The following is a 20,616-nucleotide window of genomic DNA, read 5'->3' on the forward strand; positions in this document are numbered from 1 at the left end:
GGTCGGCTCAGCTTACGCAGTCGCTCCCGAGCGCTCGTACGAAACGATCTCCTCCACCTTCGCGGCGGAGGCGCTCGACTCGTCGAAGACGTAGCCGAGCCACTCGCGCACGTTCCGCCGGGCGACCTCGATGCCGACGACGCGCTGCCCCACGCAGAGCACCTGCGCGTCGTTCGAGAGCACGCCGCGCTCCACCGAGAAGGAGTCGTGCGCCGTGACGGCGCGGATCCCCTCGACCTTGTTCGCCGCGATCGCGACACCCAGGCCGGTGCCGCAGATCAGCAGCGCCCGATCGGCCTCGCCGCGCGCGACCAGCTCGGCCGCCGCGATCGCGACGCTCGGGTAGGGCGTGTGCGACTCCGCATCGACCCCCACATCGACGACCGAGACCACCCGGTCGTCCGCCTCGAGATCCCGCTTCAGGATCTCCTTGTAGTCGTAGCCGGCGTCGTCCGATCCGACGACGATCCTCCAGGTGGTGCTCATGCGGTCTCTCCCTCGGTTGTGGACGGTGCAGTCGTGGACGGTGCGTTCGTGGACGGTGCGGTCGTGGTCGGTGCGGTGCCGGCCGCGGCACCGAGCTGCGGTGCGATCGCCTCGACGATCAGCGCGAACGAGATCGCGCCGGGGTCGGGCGTGCCGAGCGACTTCTCGCCGTGCGAGCGCGCGCGGCCGAGTCCGGGCATCAGATCGGAGGTGGCGTCGGCGGCTGAGCGAGCGGCCCCCGCGGCGGCACCCCACGCGTCCGCGAGCGCGTCCCCCGCGCCGGCCCGCTCGGCCAGCGTCTCGGCGAACGGCACGAGCGCGTCCACCATCGTCTTGTCGCCGACACTCGCCTTGCCGTAGCGCCGGACGGCGTCGGAGGCGGCGGTCACTCCCGCGCTCACCTCGCGCGCGCTCACGGCGCGGTCGTCGCCGAGCGCCTCGCCGACACTGCGGAGGATGACGCCCCACAGCGCGCCGGAGGTCCCGCCCGCACGGTCCGACCAGGCGTCGCCGGCCCGGGTGAGCAGCGTCTGCGCGCCCGCCCCCCGCTCGAGAACATCGGCCGCCTCCTGCGCGCCCGCCCGCGCCCCGCGCTGCATGCCGATGCCGTGGTCGCCGTCGCCCGCGATCGAGTCCAGCCGGCCGAGCTCGTCGGCGTTCGCGTCGATCACGTCGCGGATCGCCGCGATCGCATCGGACAGCCGTGCCGCCGCGGCGCGCGACTCCTCCGAGGCCTCGCCGACCTCGGCGGCGACCTCCTCGGCCTGCGTCGCGGTGACGGCCACGAGCGCGCCGCCGTCGACCGCCCCGGTGCGGAAGGCCGGCGTGTCGCTCGGCGCCGTCCACAGCGACTCGAGCTCCTCGTCGACCCAGAACAACGTCAGCGAGACGCCGGCCATGTCGAAGCTGGTGCAGAACTCGCCCACCTGCGGGTCGACGAGGGTGATCCCGCGCGCCTCGAGCAGATCGGCGATCGTGCTGAAGACGACGAACAGCTCCTCGCTCTTCACCGAGCCGAGCCCGTTCAGCACCGGGACGACCCGGGCGCCGTCGACGCTCACGCCCTCGGGGATCTCGGCGTCGGCGAGCAGGTGCGTCACGAACAGCTCGGCGAGCTCCGCAGCGCTCGGGATGTCGACCTCGTCGATCCCCGGCTCGCCGTGGATGCCCAGGCCGACCGCCATCCTGCCCTCGGGCACCGAGAACAGCGGCTCGTCGGCTCCGGGCAGCGTGCAGCCGGTGAAGGCGACGCCGAGCGAGCGGGTGCGCGCGTTGCCGAGCACGGCCACCCGCTCCACGTCGTCGATCGCATAGCCCGCGGCGGCGGCGGCCCCGGCCACCTTGAAGACGGTGAGGTCGCCGGCGATCCCGCGGCGCTTGTGCGCCTCCTCGGGCTTCGCGCTGAAGATGTCGTCGGTCACGGTGACGGTGCGGCAGTCGATGCCGTCGGCCCGCACCGCGTCCTGCGCGGCGGTGAAGTGCAGCACGTCGCCGGCGTAGTTGCCGTAGCTGAGCAGCACGCCGCGGCCCTGCTCGCTCGCGCGGATCACCGACTCGACCTGGTGCGCCGAGGGCGAGGCGAAGAGGTTGCCCATCGCGGCACCGTGGGCGAGGCCGGGCCCGACCAGCCCGGCGAAGGCCGGGTAGTGCCCGGAGCCGCCGCCGATCACCACCGCGACCTCGGGCTCCTCGGAGCGCGTCGAGCGCGAGACGCCGCCGACCACCTTGCGGACCCATCGGCCGTTGGCGCGGACGAAGCCGTCGACCATGTCGTCGGCGAAGGCGGCGGGTTCGTTCCAGAGACGGGTCATGCTCGTCGGCTCCTCATCATCGAGTGCGCCGGCCCTCCGGCCGGACCCGTCGATCCTATAGGATTTTCACCGCTCACTCCAGGCGGCCGGGGCAGGTCGGCTACTGCCGCCCCACCGCCAGCGCCTCCTCCTCGACGTCGAGGAACGCCAGCGCACTGCGCACCGCCGGCTCCTGGTAGCGCCCCTCGGCGCGCGCCTTCAGCACCGCCTCGCGCTCCGCCGCGATCATCACGCGCCGCAGCCGGTTGTAGGAGTGGGTCAGCGGCTCCGCGCCCTCCGCCTCCGGCGGGTTCTCCAGCGCGTCCGCGAGGAACACCGCGTTCCGCCGCAGCCGGTCGAGCACCCGCTCCTCGACGCCGTCCTGCGGCTCCTGGTCGAGCCGCGCCAAACCGGCCGACTGCGCCTCGGCCAGCAGCATCTGCTTCTCCACGTGCTCCTGCTGCTCGTTCGGCGCCGGCAGCTTGAGCAGCCGGAGCACCCGCGGCAGCGCGAGCCCCTGCACCAGCGTGCTCGCCACCACCACGAACGCCAGGAACTGCAGGAACGCCCGCTGCGGGGTCTCCTCCGGCAGCAGGAACGCGGCGGCGAGCGTGACGACGCCGCGGATCCCGGCCACGGACACCCCGAGCGCGGTCGGCCAGGTCCAGCCGCGCTGCTGCAGCCGCCGCGGTCCGTGCCGGAAGAGCACGGTGGTCAGGCACATCCAGAGCACCCGGCTGCCGATCAGTGCCCCGAGCAGCGCCGCGCTGATGCCGATCCCCTGCCAGACGCCGATGTCGGAGTCGGCGGTCGCCCCGACGACAGAGGCCAGGCTCAGCCCGATGAAGAGGAAGACCGCGTTCTCGAGCAGGAACTGGATGGTGCGCCAGTTCAGCGACTCCGCGATCCGCGCCTGGGCCGACTGGATCACCGGCGCCCGGAAGCCGAGGAACAGCCCGGCGACCACGACCGCGAGCACGCCCGAGCCGTGCAGCAGCTGCGCCGGGATGAACGCGACGTACGGCGTCACCAGCGAGAGGCTCGTGTCGAGCACCGAGGAGGACACCTGCTTCCGCACGAACCCGAGGACGACCGCGATCAGGATCCCGACCCCCGCACCGACCACGACGGCCAGCACGAAGTCGAGCGCGATCCCGCCGGGCGTCACGGTGCTGACGATCGCGAGCAGCGAGGCGTTCAGCGCGACGAGCGCGGTCGCGTCGTTGAGCAGGCTCTCGCCCTCGAGCACCGTCATCATCCGCCGCGGGAGCCGCAGCCGCCCCGCGATCGCGGACACCGCCACGGCGTCGGTCGGCGCCACGATCGCCCCGAAGGCGAGGGCCGCGGCGATCGAGATCGCGGGCACCACCGCCCAGGCGACCGCGCCGACCACCAGCACCGTGAAGACCACGAGCCCGACCGAGAGCAGCAGGATGCTGTCGCCGCGGGCGCGGACGTCCAGCACGGACGTGCGGATCGCCGCGGCGTAGAGCAGCGGCGGCAGGATCCCGTAGAGGACGACGTCCGGCTCGACCACGACCTCGGGGATCCCGGGGATGAAGGAGACGAGCGCGCCGACGGCGACCAGCGCCACGGGGGCCGACCAGCCGGCCTTGCCCGAGAGCCCCGTCACCAGCACGGTGACGACCACGAACGAGACGATCCAGATGATGGCGACGACGGGTTCCTCCACGCGGCTCCCTTCCGAGAGGGAGCCTAGGCCCGAGGGCCGACGCTAGGCACCGGCCTCGTGGATGTCGCGCGCCTTGGTCACGCGCCCCGCGTCGACCGGGTTCATCCCGAGCACGATCTTGCCGCGGGAGTGCCGCTTCTCGAGGTCGTCGAACGCGTCCTGCACGAAGCCGTAGGGGTAGAAGCCCGAGACCAGCACCCGCAGCTTCTGGTCGCGGACCAGGCCGACCAGCTCGCCGAGGATCTCGGTGTCGCGCCGAGCGGTCTCGGCGTCGGGCCAGACGGCGCGCAGCTCGATCTCCTTGCGGTCGTCGCTGGAGTGGAAGCGGGCCGGCTCGATGCCGAGCTCGGCGGCCAGCGCCGCGTTGTCGCCGCCGAAGTTGTCGAGGAAGACGGTCACGCCGTTCGGCGCCGCGGCGCGGATGCGGTCGGCGATGCCGTCGCCGTAGACGATCGGCTTCACGCCGATCTGGCGGAGGTAGTCGAAGTTCCGCTCGCCGCAGGTGCCGAGCACGGTCGCGCCGCGCAGCTTGGCCAGCTGGATCTCCATGCTGCCCACGCCGCCCGCGGCCGCCGAGACGACCACGGTGTCGTCGGGTCCGATGTGGGTGGCCTCGATCGCGCGCCAGGCGGTGACGCCCGCGAGGAACAGCGCGCCGCCGACCTCCCAGCTCACCGAGGCGGGCTTGGCGACCAGGTTCTCCCGCGGGACGACGATGTGGGTGGCGTGCGAGCCGACCAGCGCGTGGCCGACGACGTCGCTGCGGAGCTTGAGGTCGCTCACGCCCTCGCCGAGGCCGACGACGATGCCGGAGAAGTCGGTGCCCTGGCGCATCGGGAAGGCGGCGGAGTGGTCGGAGTCGAACATCCCCTGCCGGATGAACGCCTCCATGTGGTTCACACCGGCGGCGAGCACCTCGACGAGGACCTCCCCCGGCCCGGGCTGAGGACGCGCGATGTCGGCGACCTCGAGCACGTCCACCCCGCCGAAGCGGGTGAACTGGACGGCACGGGCGGAGTCGGAGCGGAGACGGGACATGCGCTCATCATCCGCCTCCGGCGGCGCGAGGCCGTGGCCCCCGAAAGGGGACGTGCGAGTCCGGAGGGGCCGATCGGGCGGTCAGGCGGCGGTGTCGGGGTCCGTCGCGGGATCCGTGCCGGGGCAGTAGAGCTGGGTGCGCGGACCGCTGCGGTCGATCACGTGCTCCGACATCAGTCGGCCGCAGAGAGGGCAGGCGCGGCCGGCGGGCGCCTCGGGCTCGGGCTGGTCGTAGGGACCGAGCGGCGGCGGACCGAGCCAGGGGAAGAGCCGCGCGTTGAAGCGCTGGTAGAGGGATCGGCTGGGCTTCGGCATATGCTTAGTGTACTAATCATCAGTGCGCGATGGGAAAGAAGGGCTGATTCCGTGGAGACCGAGCCCGTGGACACCGATCCACTCGCCCTGCAGAACCAGGTCTGCTTCTCGCTCGCCGTGGCCGCCCGCACCGTCATCGGCCTCTACCGGCCCGTGCTCGAGCCGCTCGGCCTCACGCACCCGCAGTACCTGGTGATGCTCGCGCTCTGGGAGCGCGCCCCGCGCTCGCTCGCCGACCTCGGCGCGGCCCTGCACCTCGAGCCGGCCACCCTCAGCCCGCTGGTGAAGCGCCTCGAGGCGACCGGCTACGTCACGCGCGCCCGCAGCACCGAGGACGAGCGCCGCCTCGACGTCGCGCTGACCCCGTCCGGAGCCGCCCTCCGCGAGCGGGCGCTCCAGGTCCCCCCGCAGATCGTCGAGCGCCTCGACCTCCCCCTCGACGAGCTCGCCGCCGTCCGCGACGCCCTCACCCGCCTGATCGGCGCCGCCACCCACCCCTGACCCCCAGCGGCGGGCGCACCCACTCATGCTGGTCGAGTAGCCCCGGAGGGGCGTATCGAGACCCACCACCGTCAGCGGGGCGGGTCTGCAGACTCGCGTCCTGACGGAGGTGGATCTCGATACGCCCGCTCCGCGGGCTACTCGATCAGCATGGACGCGGCAATGCCGCGCGCCTCACACCCGCGGGAAGCCGTTCATGGCCCCGGTTTTCGCGCGTCGCCCCTTTCATGTTGGTCGAGTAGCCGCGCAGCGGCGTATCGAGACCCACCCACCGAACGGACGCCGGATCTCAGTACGCGCGCTCTGCGGGCTACTCGATCGGCATGGACGCCGCCCTTCGGCGACCGCACGAGCACGGGCACGCCTGCCGATCCATGCTGGTCGAGTAGCCGCGCAGCGGCGTATCGAGACCCACCCACCGCAGACACGGCGGATCTCGATACGCCCGCTCGGCGGGCTACTCGATCAGCACGCACGCTTCGGGAACGACGAAGGGGCCCCGCCGTCAGGCGGGACCCCTCCGTTCGGTTCTCAGGAACTCAGTTCGCGACGCGCAGCGTGATCGCCGAGCTGGTCGTCACGTTGCCGGCCTTGTCCTGGGCCTTGGCCGTCACCTGGTAGCTGGCGTTCGGGTAGGACTTGGAGTTGGCGGACAGCGTCCACGTCCCGTTCGACTGCAGCACGCCGTTGCCGAGCTTCGTGCCGCCGGCGTAGAACGCGACGGCCGTCACTCCGACGTTGTCGCTGGCCGAAGCCACGAGGCGGATCGAGCCGACGACCGTGGTGTTGGTCGAGGGCGAGGTGATGCTCACCGTCGGCTTCTGCGTGTCGGTCGCCGGAGGGGTGGTCGGCGTCGCGGTCGCCGTCGGGGTGGCCGTCGGCTTCGGCGTCGTGGTCGGCGTCGCCGTCGGAGTCGCGGTCGGCGTCGCCGTGGGCGTCGCGGTCGGCGTGGCGGTGGGCGTCGGGTCCGGCGTCGGAACGGTGCCGACGGGGATCGTGCTCACGGCGTAGCCGAAGTAGCGGCCGGAGACGGCGCGGGTCGGGTCGCCCTGGAAGGTGCGGCCGCGCTCGGTCGCCGCCTTCGCCTGGGCGATGACCTGGGCGCGGACCTGCGCCGGGCTCTTGCCCGCGCAGGATCCACCGGAGCTCATGCAGTCGAGGACGACACCGCTGGTGCCGGCGGCCGCCATGCTCGAGCCCGACTGGATGTAGGCGAAGCCGCCACCCTTCTTGGTGGTGTACGGGCACATGCCGGGGGCGGCGATGGTGTGCTTCTGGTCGGCGGCCGAGACGGCGAAGTTGCTGTTGGTCGAGACCGCGTCGTCCTTGGTCTGGACGCCGCAGGGCGCCGAGGCGAGCCCGCCGGGCTTGCCGTCGTAGTTGGCCATGTTGGTCACGGCGAGCACCTCGTCGTAGCCGGCGGGGATCCAGCCGGCGATGTCCTCGGAGGTGTTGCCCGCGGAGCCGACGGAGACGATGCCCTTGGCCTCGAGGTCGCAGATCGCCTGGTGGATCACGTCGCCGTTCGAGCGGCCGCAGTTGCCGTCGTCGGTGCCGTAGGTGGCGAGCGACATGTTGACGACCTTGATGTTGTACTTCGCCGCGTTCGCGGACACCCAGTCGAGGGCGCACATCAGGGTGCCGGTGTTGCCGCGGTTGTTCGCGTCGAGCGCGCGGACCGAGTAGATCGGAGCGCCGGGCGCGACGCCGACCGAGCCGGAGTCGTTGTCGTAGGCGGCCATGTAGCCCGAGACGCCGGTGCCGTGACCGTTGGCGTCGGCGGCGGTGCCCGAGCCGAAGCAGTTGATCTGCTCCTTCAGGTTGTAGTCGGGGTGCGCGCTGACGCCGGAGTCGATGACCGCGACGGCCGGACCGGTGTAGTTCGTCACTCCGTCGCCGGCGCGCACCGGGGCCTTGTCGGCCTCCGCGGTGAGCACGTGCGAGGGGGTGGTCTGCGCCTGACCGTCGACGACCTGGTCGGCGGGGGTGATGCCGAGGACCCGCGAGTCGGCCTCGAGGACCGCCTTCTGGCGCTCGGTGAGCGGGGCGGTGAAGCCCGCGACGCCGCCCTCGAACTGCACGTCGTCGGCGACGCCGAGCGCGCGGACGACCTGCTCCGAGATGGAGCTCGAGTCGACCGACACGAGGTAGTGGCCGGTGGTGGCGGCCTGGGCGGGAGCGGAGCCGGCGAGGGCGATGCCGGCGGTCACGGCGAGCGCGGTGGCCAGGCCGGCTGCGCGCCAGAGGCGCGAGCGGGCCGGCGGCGCGGCGGTGCGGGAAGAGGACACGGGTTCCGTCGATTCTGTCGGCGTCTCGGCCGACCTGTCGTGGTGCGGGCGGGTCGACGCAGGCACTCCGAGCGAGCGCCCGCGCCGCTGCAGCGGGGCTCGGGTCAGGGGCCGGGAGGCGGCGGAACGGTGCAGGCCCCTCCGAGCGTCGACAGGCGGAACCCGTCGGCTCCCCCCTTCGGAGTGACCTGTCTTCGACTTCAACAGACTTCCGGCGATTTCACAGCGTCGAGAGTGGCCCCAGTTCGAGGGTGATTTGACCCCCTGTCCCACAGATGGGGACCTGGTTGGAACCGCTTGCCCGACAACTGCGGAAATGCCCGGTCACAGCCCGGGTTCAGCGCTCTCGCGGCCGACGTCCGAGCGGCTTGACTGCCCCCGGCCACGGAGTAGTGTCATCGCTCGTGACACACGAGGGCCCCCCTTCGGGCGCGAAGGCGTCCTCCACCGGTGCGGACGACGCCGACGCGAACGAGCTCCGCACCGCGAAGCACTTCTTCATCGGCGAGCCCCTCTCGAGCGACAAGCTCGAGGGCCAGCTGCTGCAGAAGCGGCTCGCCCTCCCGATCTTCGCCAGCGACCCGCTCTCCTCCGTGGCCTACGCGCCGCAGGAGCTGCTGATGATCCTGCTGCTCGGCGGCCTCTCCTTCCTCACCTTCGCGCCCTGGGTCGCCGGCTGCGTCGTGGTGCTGCTGGTCGTCGTCGTCCTCAGCTACCGCCAGCTGATCAAGGCGTACCCGTCCGGCGGCGGCGACTACGAGGTCGCCCGCACCAACCTCGGCGAGACCGCGGGGCTGACGGTCGCCGCGGCCCTCCTGGTCGACTATGTGCTGACCGTCGCGGTCTCGGTCGCCTCCGGCGTCGACAACATCATCTCCGCGATCCCCGCGCTCGCCCCGCTCCGGGTCGAGCTCGCGATCCTCTTCGTGATCCTCCTGGCGGCCGTGAACCTCCGCGGCGTCTCGGAGTCGAGCAAGGCCTTCGCCGTCCCCACCTACCTCTTCGTCGCGAGCGTCTTCGTGATGGTCGTCGTCGGCCTCGGCCGCGCGGCGTTCGGCGACGCTCCCGTGGCGGAGTCGGCCGGCTTCACCGTGCAGGGCGAGCAGCTCACCCAGGCCGCGATCGTCCTCCTGCTGCTGCGCTCGTTCGCGAGCGGCTGCGCCGCGCTCACCGGGGTCGAGGCGATCTCGAACGGCGTGCCCGCCTTCCGCGTCCCGAAGGTCAAGAACGCGCAGCGCACGCTCGTCGCGATGGGCACGATCGCGATCGTCCTGTTCGTCGGCCTGACCGCCCTCGCGCTGCTCTCGAACGTGCACTACGCCGAGAACGCCTGCCATCTCGTGGGCTTCGCCGACTGCGCGACCACGCCGCAGCGCTCCGTGATCGCGCAGGTCGCGGCCGCCACCTTCGGCAACAACACGGTCCTCTTCTTCGTGATCCAGGCCGCCACCGCCGCCGTGCTGCTGCTCGCTGCCAACACCGCGTTCAACGGCTTCCCGCTGCTGGGCTCCGTCCTCGCCCGCGACGGCTACGCGCCGAAGTCGCTGAACACCCGCGGCGATCGCCTCATCTACTCCAACGGTGTCATCATCCTGGCGCTCGTCGCGGCGATCATCCTGCTCGTCTACCAGGCCTCGCTGACCAGCCTGGTGCAGCTCTACATCATCGGCGTCTTCGTCTCCTTCACCCTCGGGCAGTCCGGCATGGTGAAGCACTGGATCCGGATGATCAAGAACGGCGAGGGCTCGCGCACCGTCAAGACCAGCCTCGCGATCAACCTCTTCGGCGCCACGCTCACCTTCGCCGTGCTCGTCGTCGTCACGATCACGAAGTTCACCCACGGCGCCTGGCTCGTCTACCTGGTGATGCCGATCCTCGGCGTGCTGATGGCCGGCGTCTACCGCTACTACCGCGACGTGGAGAAGGAGATCGAGGTCGACCCGACCACGACCTTCGGCGCCAACGGCGACCACGCGGTCGTCCTCGTCGGCCGGATGAACAAGCCGACCCTCAAGGCGCTCGACTACGCGATCGCCGCGCGGCACGAGTCGCTGGAGGCGGTGCACTCGTCGATCGACGACGCGCAGACCGCGCAGCTCAAGGCCGACTGGGCGCGGATGGACATCGAGGTCCCGCTGCGCTGCATCGCCTCGCCGTACCGCGACATCTCGTACCCGCTGATCAAGTACATCAAGGCGCACCGCCTCGAGCACGGCTCCGAGATCATCACCGTCTACATGCCGCAGTACATCGTCGGGCACTGGTGGGAGGGCTTCCTCCACAACCACAAGTCGCGCCGGATCCGCCAGAAGCTGCTGCTCGTGCACGGCGTCACCGTCGCGCTGGTGCCGTGGCTGCTCGACTCCTCCGAGCTGATCTACGGCCGCCGCTCGCGCCCGATCCCCGGCCAGTCCCGCCGCGGCGAGCCCGTGCGCCCGGTCACCCGCCGGCCCATCCCGCCCGCCTCGGTGCTGCCGAAGGGCGCGGCCGGCGAGGGCGCCCCGCGCAGCGGCTCGCGCACCGCGGCGGCCACCCGCCCGAAGAGGCCTGCCGGCAAGGGCGGCGGCAAGCGCCGCTGACTCGGCCGACGGCGGGGCGGACGCGAGCCGTCGCTCGCGGCTGGTCCGTCGGCTGCCGCCCCATGCTGATCGAGTAGCCCGCGCAGCGGGCGTATCGAGATCCACGGGCGTCAGAAGTCGAGCCTGCAGACCCGCCTTTCTGGCGACGGCGGGTCTCGATACGCCGCTGCGCGGCTACTCGACCAGCATGGAAGTGCGAGGCGGCGAGTGGACGCGGAACGGGGTCCAGCAGGGCCGCAGAGCCCGACGCGCGTCCGTTCGCGCGACTCGGCGCTCTCGAGTGGACACGAGTCGAGCCCCGCTCGCGTCCGAAGGCCCGATTCGAGTCCGTTCGCAGAGTCCGGCTGATCGTGCGGCAGCGGAGCACCCCTGCTCATGCTGGTCGAGTAGCCCCGCAGGGGCGTATCGAGACCCACCCCCGCCAGCACGCCGAGCCTGCAGACCAGCGTCATGACGACGGCGGATCTCGATACGCCCGCAAGCGGGCTACTCGATCAACAAGGACTCACCCGCACCGACGATGGCAAGGGCACTCCTGCTCATGCTGGTCGAGTAGCCCCGCAGGGGCGTATCGAGACCCGCCCCCGCCAGCACGCCGAGCCTGCAGACCAGCGTCCGGACGACGGCGGCTACTCCGTCAGCGAGGACGCGAAGTGGTGGCCCTCACTCCGGAGACGGGTAGAGGGCCCGCAGCGACTCGCCGCGGGCCCTCGATTTCCCCTTGTGCCTTCCCCCGAAGGCGGCCCGCCCCAACGGGCCGTCATCGACGCTATCGGCGGGCTATGGAGTCGCGCATCCTCCTCACGACGGATCCGCATCCACCCCCTGGCGTGGTGAGACGCCGACCGCGAGGCGCCAGAGCAGGGCCACCGCGACCACGGTGGCGGTCGTCCAGGTGACCGCGTGGATCGCCGCGTCGACGACGTACGAGCGGTACTCCTCCGCGAGCGGATCGAGTCCCGTCCCCGCGAGCACGACGCCGGCCGGGACGACCGCGGCGGCGAGGACGGCCGTCCATGCGGCGACGCGGGCGGGCCCGCGGTGGTCCTCGGCGACGTGATGCGGCCGGCGCGCGACGTACCAGACGACGGCGCCGATCCCGAGCCCGACGAGGCCGAGCACCCCGCTGCCGTACTGCGCCCACTTGTAGCCCGGGAACGGGCCGAACTCGTCGCGGAGGAAGGGCAGCGCCGCCACGAACGGGCCGCCGTCGTGCGTGAAGGCATCCCAGAGCACGTGCGACGCCGCGCCGATCACGAGCCCGACCACCGCCAGGACGATCGCCGTGGTCCGGGCGCGCGCCGAGCGCGGCGGCACCGCAGGCGATCGCAGGCGCACCCGCACGATCCACGGGGCGAGGTCGCGCCAGGCGGGCTGGAGCAGCACCAGCCAGAGCAGGAGGCCGACGGCGCCGACGGCGAGGTCGACCGTCACGACGCCCGGCAGCGAGTGCGTCGCGTCCCGCGCCCAGCGCAGCGGGAGGTAGAGCCCGATGTCCGGGGCCATCGCGCCGATCGCGACGGCGGCGGCGGGGATGCGGCTGTTCGTGAACGCCAGAGCGACGACGGCGTGGCTCGGCGTGAACGGCATAGTGCACGGTATCCCGTGCATCCCTCGCTCCGGCGGCCCGGGACGCCCCTTGCACGGCCCCCGCCCGGGGAGCTCCGAGCACCGCGACCGTAGAATCGTCCGGACGTCCGGCCCTCCGGGCAGTCGCGGCGACGGATCGGAGCGGGTGTGCGGAAGGCGTTCGCGATCCTCCGTCTCGCGCTCGCGGGGCTGGGGGCCGTCGGGCTCGTCGGCGACTTCCTCTACACCCTCGGCTTCCGGCTGTTCCAGATCGACAACTTCTTCGCGTACTTCACCACGCAGTCGAACATGGCCGGCGTCGTCGTCCTGGGCCTGTCCGGGATCGTCGCCCTGACCCGCGAGCGCGAGCCGCGCTGGCTCAGCACGCTGCGCGCGCTCGTCCTGACCTACATGGTGGTCTCCGGCATCGTCTTCGGGCTGATCGCCGTCGAGGCCAACAACCGCGGCGTCCGCGTCGACGTGCCGTGGTCGAGCGCGCTGCTGCACTTCGTCATCCCGACGCTCGCGCTGCTCGACTGGCTCCTCGCCCCCGGCCGCCGCCCCGTCGCCTGGCGCGGCACCCTCACCGTGCTCGGCTTCCCGATCGTCTGGGGCGTGATCACACTGGTGCGCGGCGCGCTGATCGGCTGGTACCCCTACTTCTTCCTCGACCCCGCGCAGGTCGACGGCCCGGTGATGTTCGTCGTCTACGACGTGATCGTGCTCGGCCTGATCTCGGGCATCGCGGCCTTCATGCTCGCGCTCAGCCGGGTCCGGCCGCTCGGTGCGGCGCGCGCGACGGAGTGGCGCGGCCCGCTCGCCCGGCTGCGCGAGCGGCTCAGCCGGCAGCGACGGCGAACGGCGTGAGCGCCGACTGCGCGACCACGAGCAGCTCGTCGTCGGTGAGCGACTGCAGCGACAGGGCCTGATCGGCGCCGACGAGCCCGACGAGCACCGCCTCGCCGGTGGTCGGCTCGAGGTTCAGCCACTCCGTGATCCCGGCCGCCGAGCCCACCAGCGACCAGCGCGCGGGCAGGGCCGGATCGGTGTCCCAGAACGGCTCGTCGAAGCGGAGCCAGAGCGTCTCGACGACCCCGGAGCCGATCGCCGCGATCGCGGTGCGGTGCGCGAACGGCAGCGGCGGATCGAACGCGATCGCGTCGCTCTGCAGCACCCCGATCGGCACCGTGACGAGGACGCGGTCGGCGGTGAACGACTCCCCCGTCGCGAGCCGGATGCTCGCGCCGGTGTCGCTGTAGCCGATGCCGCTGACGGCCGCGCGCAGCGAGATCTCGACGTCGGTGAGCAGCGTCTCGACGAGGGGCGCCAGGCCGTCTGTGAGGACCGCGGCGGCCTCGTCGGAGGAGTCGGCGACGTCCTCCGCGGTGCTGGCGGCCGAGGCGTCGCCCAGCCCGTACCAGGCGGAGAGCTCGGCGGGAGCGGCGCCCGTGCGCAGCACCGGGCCGCCCGCGAGGAACGCGGCGACGCGGGCGGCGTCGCCGTCCCCGCTGCCGGGCTCGACGGCCGCCGGGTCGGGAGCGCCGGAGCCGGCGAAGGCATCGGCGAGCGGCAGGTCGGTGGGCTGCTCCGCCGCCCACTCGAGCGCGCGGGTGAGCGCCTTCGCGGCGGTGTCGCCGACGTCGGGGCGGTCGCCGTCCTCGGTGCTGGAGAGGACGGTCGCGAGGTCGACGGCGGAGGTGGTGATCCCGGCGTCGAGGACGCTCTCGCGCAGCGCGGGGCCGGCGCCGACGAGCGCCCAGGCGCCGCTGTCGACGGCGATCGGCCAGCCGTCGGGGGTGCTGGTGGCGATGCGGCCGCCGACGCGGTCGCGCGCCTCGACGAGCGCGACGTCGTAGCCGGCGTCGAGCAGGCGGCGGGCGGCGACGGCGCCCGCGAGACCGGCGCCGATGATCGCGATCCGCTCGCCCTCCTCGGCGATCGCGGCGATCTCGCCGGCCGCGCGGACCCCGGAGTTCCAGGCGCCCTGCAGGGTGCCCGGCTCCTGGGAGTCGGTGGCCTCGCCGGCGAAGAACAGGCGGTCGAGCACGTTCCCGGCCAGGTCGTCGCGGTGCTCGGGGGTGGCTCCGACCGCGAGGTAGGAGACGGCGCCGAGTGCGTACGGGTCCTCGGCCCAGCCGGAGCGGACGAACGCGGCCGGCGTCGGCACGGCGGTGGTGCTGGGCGTGGGCACCGGGGCCTCGGTGACGGAGCGCGTGGGGGTCGGCCGCGGCGGAGTGCAGCCCGCGAGGACCAGGAGACCGGCGCCCGAGGCGGCTCCCGACAGGAAGAGGCGGCGTCCGATCGTCATCCCCGTCATCCTACGTTCTCGCCGCCCGGCGGGAGCCGCGGACACGGGCCGCCCGGCGGACGCTCGATCCCGAGTGGTAGACCTGTCCCATGAGCAACGACATCCGCGAACTCTCCGAGGGCGAGAGCTACCTCGCCTTCTTCCAGGGCGGGCCGTTCGACGGCCAGACCGAGACCCGTGTCAGCACCGAGGGCGGCTACGAGAAGTCGGTCGACGTCTACGCCGCCGTCGACGGCCAGGAGACGCACCTCGTCTACACGTCCGTCTCGGCGAAGGAGGTCGGCGAGTCGGTCCACGTGACCTACGCGCTCGACACCCCCGACTCCGACCCCGTCGAGGACCCGGAGGACCGCGGCGGCGGATTCCAGTAGTCCGCAGCAGCGCCTCTCCGCTCCCGCGCGGGAGCACGGACGCCGTCCCGGTCGCGATCTCGCGATCCGGGGCGGCGTCTTCGTCTGCGCCGGGAGGCTCTTCATGACGAACCGTGACGTCGCCCAGGTCCGCTCCGAGTCCGCGTCCCTACGATCGCGCCGGAGCGTCCGATCCACGGCCGCCCGGACGGAGACGACGATGCCCACCGAGCAGACCACCGCGACGATCGGCGCGCAGACCGCCGACTTCACCACCGGCTTCAACGAGACGATCGGCGACGAGCTCGCCACGGTCTTCGCGAGCGAGCAGGCTGACCTCGTCGAGAACGGCGTCCCCGCCGACGCCGTCGCGGCCGGGGAGCGGCTGCCGAGCGCGACCGTGGTCACCGAGGGCGGCGAGAGCGTCGCGCTCTCCTCCCTCCTCGGCGACGGCCCGGCCGTGCTCGTCTTCTACCGCGGCGCGTGGTGCCCGTACTGCAACATCACGCTGCGCCACTACGACGCGACCCTCGCCCCCGAGCTGGCGAGCCGCGGCATCGCCTTCGTCGCGGTCAGCCCGGAGACGCCCGACGCCTCCGCCACGCTGGGCGGCGAGCTCGGCTTCACCGTCGTCACCGATCCGGGCAACGCGCTCGCCACCGAGCTCGGCATCGTCACCGCCCCCAGCGACGCGGCGATCGAGGCGCACACGGCGCTCGGCTTCGCGGTGAAGGACTCGAACGCCGACGACACCCCGGCGATCCCGTTCCCGACCGTCCTGGTGCTCGACGCCGAGGGCGTCGTCCGCTTCGCCGACGTGCACGTCGACTACACGACGCGCACCGAGACGGACGAGATCCTCGCCGCCGTCGACGCACTCTCCTGAGCCCCGGCGCGAACCGGCTTCGCTAGGACCGGAGGGGAGGGGCTGTCAAGGGCCCCTCCCCTCAGGGCGTCCTCCCCATCCGTGTGAGCAGACTCCTTCGAACAGACAGATGACGCCGATCCTCGGCGCCGGAAGGAGCACGACTCATGGCAGAGATCACCGCCCACCACGGCCTCTTCAAGGACACGGACCTCCACGTCGACGACACCGGCGGCTCGGGACGCCCCGTCGTCCTGATCCACGGCTGGCCCCTCTCGGGCGAGTCCTGGAGCGAGCAGGTCCCCGCGTTCGCGGCGGCCGGCTTCCGCGTCATCACCTACGACCGCCGCGGCTTCGGCCGCAGCGACAAGCCGCTCACCGGCTACACCTACGACACCCTCACCGAGGACCTGCACACGCTGCTCACCGAGCTCGACCTGCAGGACGTCACGCTCGTCGGCTTCTCGATGGGCGGCGGCGAGGTCGCCCGCTACTTCTCGAAGTACGGCACCGAGCGCCTGCACAGCGTCGTCTTCGCGTCGGCCGTGCCGCCGTACCTGATGAAGACCGACGACAACCCGGACGGACCGCTGGAGAAGTCGGCCGCCGCCGAGATGACCGCCGGCCTGACCAAGGACGAGGACTCGTTCTACGAGCAGTTCACGACCGAGTTCTTCTCGGTGAACGGCGAGCTCAAGGTCACCGAGGCGCAGCGCCAGGACGCGCTCGCGCTCGCCAAGCAGTCGTCGAAGCACGCCGCGCTGGCCTGCATGGCCGCGTTCGCCGGCACCGACTTCCGCGAGGACCTGCCGAAGGTCACCGTCCCGACGCTCGTCATCCACGGCGACGGTGACGGCACCGTCCCCTTCGAGGGCTCCGGCGCGCGCACGCACGCCGCGATCCCCGGCTCCGAGCTGTACGTCGTCGCCGGCGCCCCGCACGGCGTCAACGTCAGCCACGCCGAGGAGTGGAACCGCGTCGTCCTCGAGTTCCTGAAGAAGTAGCACGGAGGAAGGGGCGCCCCGCTGCGGCGGGGCGCCCCTTCCGTGTCCCCGGATCTCGATACGCGCGCTGAGCGCGCTACTCGATCAGCATGGAGGCCGCGCTGCGCGCGCTGCTCCATCAGCACGGACGCGCCCTCGGGCGCGGCCCCTTCCATGCTGGTCGAGTAGCCCCGCAGGGGCGTATCGAGACCCAGGGAGCACAGCGCGCATCGCGCGCCCTTCCCTGCTGGTCGAGTAGCCGCGGAGCGGCGTATCGAGACCCGCTTCCACCAGCAGTCCCGGTCATGGTGGATCTCGATACGCGCGCTGCGCGCGCTACTCGATCAGCATGGAGGGCGCGCTGCGCGCGCTGTCAGATCAGCAGGAGTTGCATGCTGGTCGAGTAGCCGCGGCACGCGGCGTATCGAGACCCGAGAGCACAGCGCGCCACGCGCGCCCTCACATGCTGGTCGAGTAGCCGCGCAGCGGCGTATCGAGACCCGCCCCCGCTCAGCCCTTCTCCGCGCCCTCCGTCGTGTTCATGATCCGCCGCTGGAAGACGAAGAACAGCACGGCGACCGGGATGGACATCAGCACCGCCGCCGCCAGCTGCAGCGGGTACTGGTTGCCGGTGCCCAGCTGCCCCGAGACCAGCGAGGCGACTCCGGTCGTCAGCGTGTTCAGCTCCGGCGACTGCCGCGAGACGACGAAGTGCGAGAACTCGTTCCACGAGCCCTGGAACGACAGGATGAACAGCGTCACGATCGCCGGCCGCGCCATCGGCACCACGATCGAGCGGAAGGTCCGGAACACGCCCGCCCCGTCGATCCGCGCGGCCTCCTCGATCGACAGGGGGATCGAGTCGAAGAACTGCTTCATGATGAAGATGCCCGCCGCGTCGACGATCAGCGGCACGATCATCCCCGCGTAGCTGTCGTAGAGCCCGAGCTGCTTGAGAATCAGGAACCGCGGGATCAGCAGCACCACCGCGGGCACGCTCATCACGCCGATGAACAGCGCGAACAGCAGCCCACGGCCGCGGAAGCGCAGCCGCGAGAGCGCGTAGCCCGCGAGCGAGTCGAAGAACACCCGCCCGACCGTGACGAAGACGGTCACGATCACCGAGTTCAGCGTCCACAGCGGCAGCGGCACATCGGTGAACAGCCGCTCGTAGGAGGCGAACGACCAGGTCGCCGGCAGCAGCGACAGCGGGTTGGAGGTCGCGTCGGCGTCGGTCTTGAACGACGACGCCACCGAGATCAAGAACGGGTAGATGTAGACCAGCGCGAGGCCGATCAGCAGCAGGTAGCCGCCGATCAGCGAGGCGCGGCCCCGGGCACCGAGCTGCACACGGCGGTGCGGCAGCGGCGCCTGCGGCGGCGGCTCCGCGTCGGTCCGCGGCTCGGAGTCGACCAGGGTGCTCATCGCACGCCTCCCGTGGTGAGGGTCGTCGCGGCGTCCGCGCGAGCGGCCCGGCGGGTCCGGCGGGCGCTCGGCTCGCCCTTCTCGCGGAGGATCGCGCGCTGCAGCAGCGTCAGGACGACGATGATGAAGAACAGGATGAAGGCGATCGCCGCGCCCTGGCCCCAGCGCAGATCCGTGAACGACGACTCGTAGGCGAGGTACGCCGGGGTGAGCAGCGTCTTGCCGGGCGCCCCGCCACCGGTCAGGTAGATCTGGTCGAACACCTGCCAGGTGCCGATCAGCCCCAGGGTCAGCACGGTGAAGAGCGTCGGCTTCAGCATCGGCAGGGTCACCGAGAAGAACTTCCGCAGCGGCCCCGCGCCGTCCATCAGCGCCGCCTCGTCGATCTCGGCGCCGATGTTCTGCAGCGCCGCGAGGAACAGCAGCATGAAGGTGCCCGAGGTGGTGAAGATCGCCATGGTGATCAGCACGCACATCGCGACCGACGGGCCGGACAGCCAGTCCCACCAGGTCAGCCCCAGCGGGGCGCCGCCCGCGAACCACGCGCCGTCGACGCCGACGAGCCCGAGCAGCGAGTGCAGCACCCCGGTCGGGTCCGCCATCCAGGTCGGGCCGTCCGCGCCGAACCAGCCGAGCACCGCGTTGACGACGCCGGAGGCCGAGAAGAGGAACAGGAAGATCACGGTGATCGCGATCGACGAGGTCACGGACGGGAAGTAGAACGCGGTGCGGAAGAAGCCGCGCCCGCGCAGCACCCGGCGGTTGACCTGCACCGCCAGGAACAGCGCGAGCGCGGTCTGCAGCGGGACGACGAGCAGCACGTAGTAAACGTTGTTGCGGATCGCCGTGCCGAAGTCCTTCTGCGCCAGCACGGAGTCCAGCAGCACCGCCCGGTAGTTGTCGGCGCCGACGAACTGCGCGGTCGGGCCCAGCGGCGAGCCGAGGCCGTTCCAGTTGCTGACGCTCACCCAGAGCGCGAGGACGATCGGGACGACCAGGAAGACGCCGACGACCAGGATCGCGGGGAGGGTGAACAGCCAGCCGTAGCGGGCCTCGTTCCCGCGGATGCCGGAGCGGCGGCTCCGGGCGGCGGTGGCGGTGCTCATCGGTGTCGTCCCGCGCTACTTCGCGTTCGCGGTGTCGAGCGCGTCCTGCAGGTTGGTCTGCAGGTCCGCGAGGATCGCCTCCGGGTCACCCGACGCCAGGCCCTCGAGGGCCGAGTTGAAGTCGGTGATCACGGTGGCGGCGCCGGCGAAGGCGACCGGGCTGACGGCGTAGTCGTTGCCCGTGACGAAGGCGGCGTTCTCGGGGTACTTGCTCGCGTACTCCGCCGCGCCCGACTCGGTCGAGGGGATCACGCCGAACGCGTCCGAGAACGCGAGCTGCTGCTCGTCCGAGGTGAGCGCCGCGACGAGCGACTCCGTCTGATCGGCGGTGGTGCTGCCGGCCGGGATGCCCCAGCAGTTGCTGAAGGTGAAGGTCGACTTCCCGCCGGGGCCCGCGGGCAGCTCGGCGACCGTGTAGTTCACGTCCGGGTAGTCGGCTTCGAGCGCCCCGTTGATCCACGGGCCCTCGATCACCATCGCGGCCGCGCCCTTGCCGAACGCCTCGCCGGACCAGCCGGAGTCGAGGTCGGCCGGGAACTTCAGCACGCCGTCACTCAGGAGCGTCTTCACCTCAGTGAGGCCCGCGACGTTCTCGGGGGTGTCCGCGGTGACGGTGGTGCCGTCCTCGGAGAGCAGCGAGCCGCCGGCCTGGTTCATGAAGGTGCCGATGCGGGCGTACTCGGGGCCGAAGGAGAGCCCGGTCACGCCGTTCGCGGTCAGCTTCTGCGCCGCGGACTGGAGCGACGCCCAGTCGGTCGGGATGTCCGCGTCGGTGAGGCCCGCCGCCGCCCAGAGGTCGGTGTTGATGACGAGGCCGAGCGTCGAGAAGTCCTTGGGCTCGCAGTAGAACTGGTCGTCGTAGGTGAAGGCGTCGCGCAGCGCCGGGTAGAAGGCGTCGGCGTCGTCCGCGTCCTGCGCGTAGGGCTCGAGGTAGCGGTTGCTGGCGTAGGTCTCGAACTGGTCCCAGCTCATGTAGAAGAGGTCGGGCGGGTTGCCGCCCGAGAAGCCCTGGCCGAGCTGCTGGGTGAGGTCGCTGGCCGCGACGACGTCGACGGCGGTGTCGTTCGCCTCGCCCCAGGCGTTCACGGCGTCGGTGACGGCGGTGGTCTCGGCGTCGCCGGAGGAGCCGATCATCACGGTGAGACCGGCGGAGTCGTCCGACCCGCCGCCGCCGCTCGAGCAGGCGCCGAGGGAGAGGGCGAGGCCGCCGGCGAGGATCGCGGCACCCCAGCGTGCCGCTCTGCTGCTGGATGTCATGTTCTGACCTTTCGTGGGTTTCGGGAGGGAGTCGTGGGGAGTCGTGGGGAGCCCGTCGGGCGT

General features: G+C 72.0%; 17 protein-coding genes. 6 read left to right on the forward strand and 11 right to left on the reverse strand.

The window, feature by feature from the left end; genetic code table 11:
• Nucleotides 1–12: 12 nt before the first annotated feature.
• From HQQ86_RS12965 to HQQ86_RS12985, 5 genes are all read right to left on the reverse strand, one after another.
• Complete coding sequence (locus HQQ86_RS12965; protein WP_173288609.1) at nt 13–486, reverse strand: ribose-5-phosphate isomerase; 474 nt, start codon at nt 484–486, stop codon at nt 13–15.
• Nucleotides 483–2,297, reverse strand: a complete 1,815-nt coding sequence (locus tag HQQ86_RS12970) for a dihydroxyacetone kinase family protein (protein WP_173288610.1) — start codon at nt 2,295–2,297, stop codon at nt 483–485. The genes HQQ86_RS12965 and HQQ86_RS12970 overlap by 4 nt, the downstream gene beginning before the upstream one ends.
• 100 nt (nt 2,298–2,397) lie before the next feature.
• Nucleotides 2,398–3,969: a cation:proton antiporter gene (locus HQQ86_RS12975; RefSeq protein ID WP_173288611.1), complete on the reverse strand. Its 1,572-nt coding sequence runs from the start codon at nt 3,967–3,969 to the stop codon at nt 2,398–2,400.
• A 42-nt stretch (nt 3,970–4,011) separates the two neighbouring features.
• Nucleotides 4,012–5,007 carry an NADP-dependent oxidoreductase gene (locus tag HQQ86_RS12980; RefSeq protein WP_173288612.1) on the reverse strand — a complete coding sequence of 332 codons (996 nt, stop codon included), beginning with the start codon at nt 5,005–5,007 and terminating at the stop codon, nt 4,012–4,014.
• 81 nt (nt 5,008–5,088) lie between these two features.
• Nucleotides 5,089–5,322 carry a hypothetical protein gene (locus tag HQQ86_RS12985; protein WP_173288613.1) on the reverse strand — a complete coding sequence of 78 codons (234 nt, stop codon included), beginning with the start codon at nt 5,320–5,322 and terminating at the stop codon, nt 5,089–5,091.
• Nucleotides 5,323–5,388: 66 nt separating this feature from the next.
• Between HQQ86_RS12985 and HQQ86_RS12990 the strand changes: the two genes are divergently transcribed.
• Nucleotides 5,389–5,823 carry a MarR family winged helix-turn-helix transcriptional regulator gene (locus HQQ86_RS12990; protein ID WP_367948639.1) on the forward strand — a complete coding sequence of 145 codons (435 nt, stop codon included), beginning with the start codon at nt 5,389–5,391 and terminating at the stop codon, nt 5,821–5,823.
• Between the two features lie 539 nt (nt 5,824–6,362).
• Here HQQ86_RS12990 and HQQ86_RS22080 read toward each other — a convergent pair.
• The gene (locus HQQ86_RS22080; RefSeq protein ID WP_173288615.1) at nt 6,363–8,111 is read right to left on the reverse strand and encodes an Ig-like domain-containing protein; all 1,749 of its coding nucleotides are present in this window, start codon (nt 8,109–8,111) and stop codon (nt 6,363–6,365) included.
• Between the two features lie 500 nt (nt 8,112–8,611).
• Here HQQ86_RS22080 and HQQ86_RS13000 point away from each other — a divergent pair, with 500 nt between their 5' ends.
• The gene (locus tag HQQ86_RS13000; RefSeq protein WP_367948658.1) at nt 8,612–10,690 is read left to right on the forward strand and encodes an APC family permease; all 2,079 of its coding nucleotides are present in this window, start codon (nt 8,612–8,614) and stop codon (nt 10,688–10,690) included.
• Nucleotides 10,691–11,491: 801 nt separating this feature from the next.
• Here HQQ86_RS13000 and HQQ86_RS13005 read toward each other — a convergent pair.
• Nucleotides 11,492–12,280, reverse strand: a complete 789-nt coding sequence (locus HQQ86_RS13005; RefSeq protein ID WP_173288617.1) for a DUF4184 family protein — start codon at nt 12,278–12,280, stop codon at nt 11,492–11,494.
• A gap of 147 nt (nt 12,281–12,427) precedes the next feature.
• On the opposite strand from HQQ86_RS13005, the gene HQQ86_RS13010 reads away from it, so the two are divergent.
• Nucleotides 12,428–13,126, forward strand: coding sequence for a Pr6Pr family membrane protein (locus tag HQQ86_RS13010; RefSeq protein ID WP_173288618.1), 699 nt, complete (start codon nt 12,428–12,430; stop codon nt 13,124–13,126).
• On the opposite strand, the gene HQQ86_RS13015 is transcribed toward HQQ86_RS13010, so the two are convergent.
• Entirely contained in the window at nt 13,098–14,567 is a 1,470-nt protein-coding gene (locus tag HQQ86_RS13015; protein WP_173288619.1) for an NAD(P)/FAD-dependent oxidoreductase, read from the reverse strand. The genes HQQ86_RS13010 and HQQ86_RS13015 overlap by 29 nt on opposite strands.
• A gap of 89 nt (nt 14,568–14,656) precedes the next feature.
• Between HQQ86_RS13015 and HQQ86_RS13020 the strand changes: the two genes are divergently transcribed.
• The 3 genes from HQQ86_RS13020 to HQQ86_RS13030 all read left to right on the forward strand — a co-directional run bounded on the left by HQQ86_RS13020 (nt 14,657) and on the right by HQQ86_RS13030 (nt 16,786).
• Nucleotides 14,657–14,938: an oligoribonuclease gene (locus HQQ86_RS13020; protein ID WP_173288620.1), complete on the forward strand. Its 282-nt coding sequence runs from the start codon at nt 14,657–14,659 to the stop codon at nt 14,936–14,938.
• Between the two features lie 199 nt (nt 14,939–15,137).
• Nucleotides 15,138–15,803: a peroxiredoxin-like family protein gene (locus HQQ86_RS13025; RefSeq protein ID WP_173288622.1), complete on the forward strand. Its 666-nt coding sequence runs from the start codon at nt 15,138–15,140 to the stop codon at nt 15,801–15,803.
• A 146-nt stretch (nt 15,804–15,949) separates the two neighbouring features.
• Entirely contained in the window at nt 15,950–16,786 is an 837-nt protein-coding gene (locus tag HQQ86_RS13030; protein WP_173251087.1) for an alpha/beta fold hydrolase, read from the forward strand.
• A gap of 489 nt (nt 16,787–17,275) precedes the next feature.
• Here HQQ86_RS13030 and HQQ86_RS13035 read toward each other — a convergent pair whose 3' ends face one another.
• Genes HQQ86_RS13035 through HQQ86_RS13045 form a run of 3 tightly spaced genes read right to left on the reverse strand, consistent with a single transcriptional unit; the run spans nt 17,276 to nt 20,553 of the window.
• Nucleotides 17,276–18,190 (reverse strand): carbohydrate ABC transporter permease, encoded by a 915-nt coding sequence (locus HQQ86_RS13035; RefSeq protein WP_173288623.1) that lies wholly within the window; start codon nt 18,188–18,190, stop codon nt 17,276–17,278.
• Nucleotides 18,187–19,296, reverse strand: coding sequence for a carbohydrate ABC transporter permease (locus HQQ86_RS13040; RefSeq protein WP_173288624.1), 1,110 nt, complete (start codon nt 19,294–19,296; stop codon nt 18,187–18,189). The genes HQQ86_RS13035 and HQQ86_RS13040 overlap by 4 nt, the downstream gene beginning before the upstream one ends.
• Before the next feature lie 15 nt (nt 19,297–19,311).
• Entirely contained in the window at nt 19,312–20,553 is a 1,242-nt protein-coding gene (locus HQQ86_RS13045; RefSeq protein ID WP_173288625.1) for an extracellular solute-binding protein, read from the reverse strand.
• Between the last annotated feature and the right edge of the window lie 63 nt (nt 20,554–20,616).

The sequence above is a fragment of the Rathayibacter sp. VKM Ac-2857 genome, assembly GCF_013205025.1.
Taxonomy (GTDB): Bacteria; Actinomycetota; Actinomycetes; order Actinomycetales; family Microbacteriaceae; genus Rathayibacter.

Bases quoted from the DNA above. Each gene is read 5' to 3' on its own strand.
- HQQ86_RS13025 (WP_173288622.1), top strand. From the start codon at position 15,138: ATGCCCACCGAGCAGACCACCGCGACGATCGGCGCGCAGACCGCCGAC.
- HQQ86_RS13015 (WP_173288619.1), bottom strand. From the start codon at position 14,567: ATGACGATCGGACGCCGCCTCTTCCTGTCGGGAGCCGCCTCGGGCGCC.
- HQQ86_RS13020 (WP_173288620.1), top strand. From the start codon at position 14,657: ATGAGCAACGACATCCGCGAACTCTCCGAGGGCGAGAGCTACCTCGCC.
- HQQ86_RS12970 (WP_173288610.1), bottom strand. From the start codon at position 2,297: ATGACCCGTCTCTGGAACGAACCCGCCGCCTTCGCCGACGACATGGTC.
- HQQ86_RS12965 (WP_173288609.1), bottom strand. From the start codon at position 486: ATGAGCACCACCTGGAGGATCGTCGTCGGATCGGACGACGCCGGCTAC.
- HQQ86_RS12980 (WP_173288612.1), bottom strand. From the start codon at position 5,007: ATGTCCCGTCTCCGCTCCGACTCCGCCCGTGCCGTCCAGTTCACCCGC.
- HQQ86_RS13040 (WP_173288624.1), bottom strand. From the start codon at position 19,296: ATGAGCACCGCCACCGCCGCCCGGAGCCGCCGCTCCGGCATCCGCGGG.
- HQQ86_RS13045 (WP_173288625.1), bottom strand. From the start codon at position 20,553: ATGACATCCAGCAGCAGAGCGGCACGCTGGGGTGCCGCGATCCTCGCC.
- HQQ86_RS13035 (WP_173288623.1), bottom strand. From the start codon at position 18,190: ATGAGCACCCTGGTCGACTCCGAGCCGCGGACCGACGCGGAGCCGCCG.
- HQQ86_RS13030 (WP_173251087.1), top strand. From the start codon at position 15,950: ATGGCAGAGATCACCGCCCACCACGGCCTCTTCAAGGACACGGACCTC.
- HQQ86_RS13005 (WP_173288617.1), bottom strand. From the start codon at position 12,280: ATGCCGTTCACGCCGAGCCACGCCGTCGTCGCTCTGGCGTTCACGAAC.
- HQQ86_RS12985 (WP_173288613.1), bottom strand. From the start codon at position 5,322: ATGCCGAAGCCCAGCCGATCCCTCTACCAGCGCTTCAACGCGCGGCTC.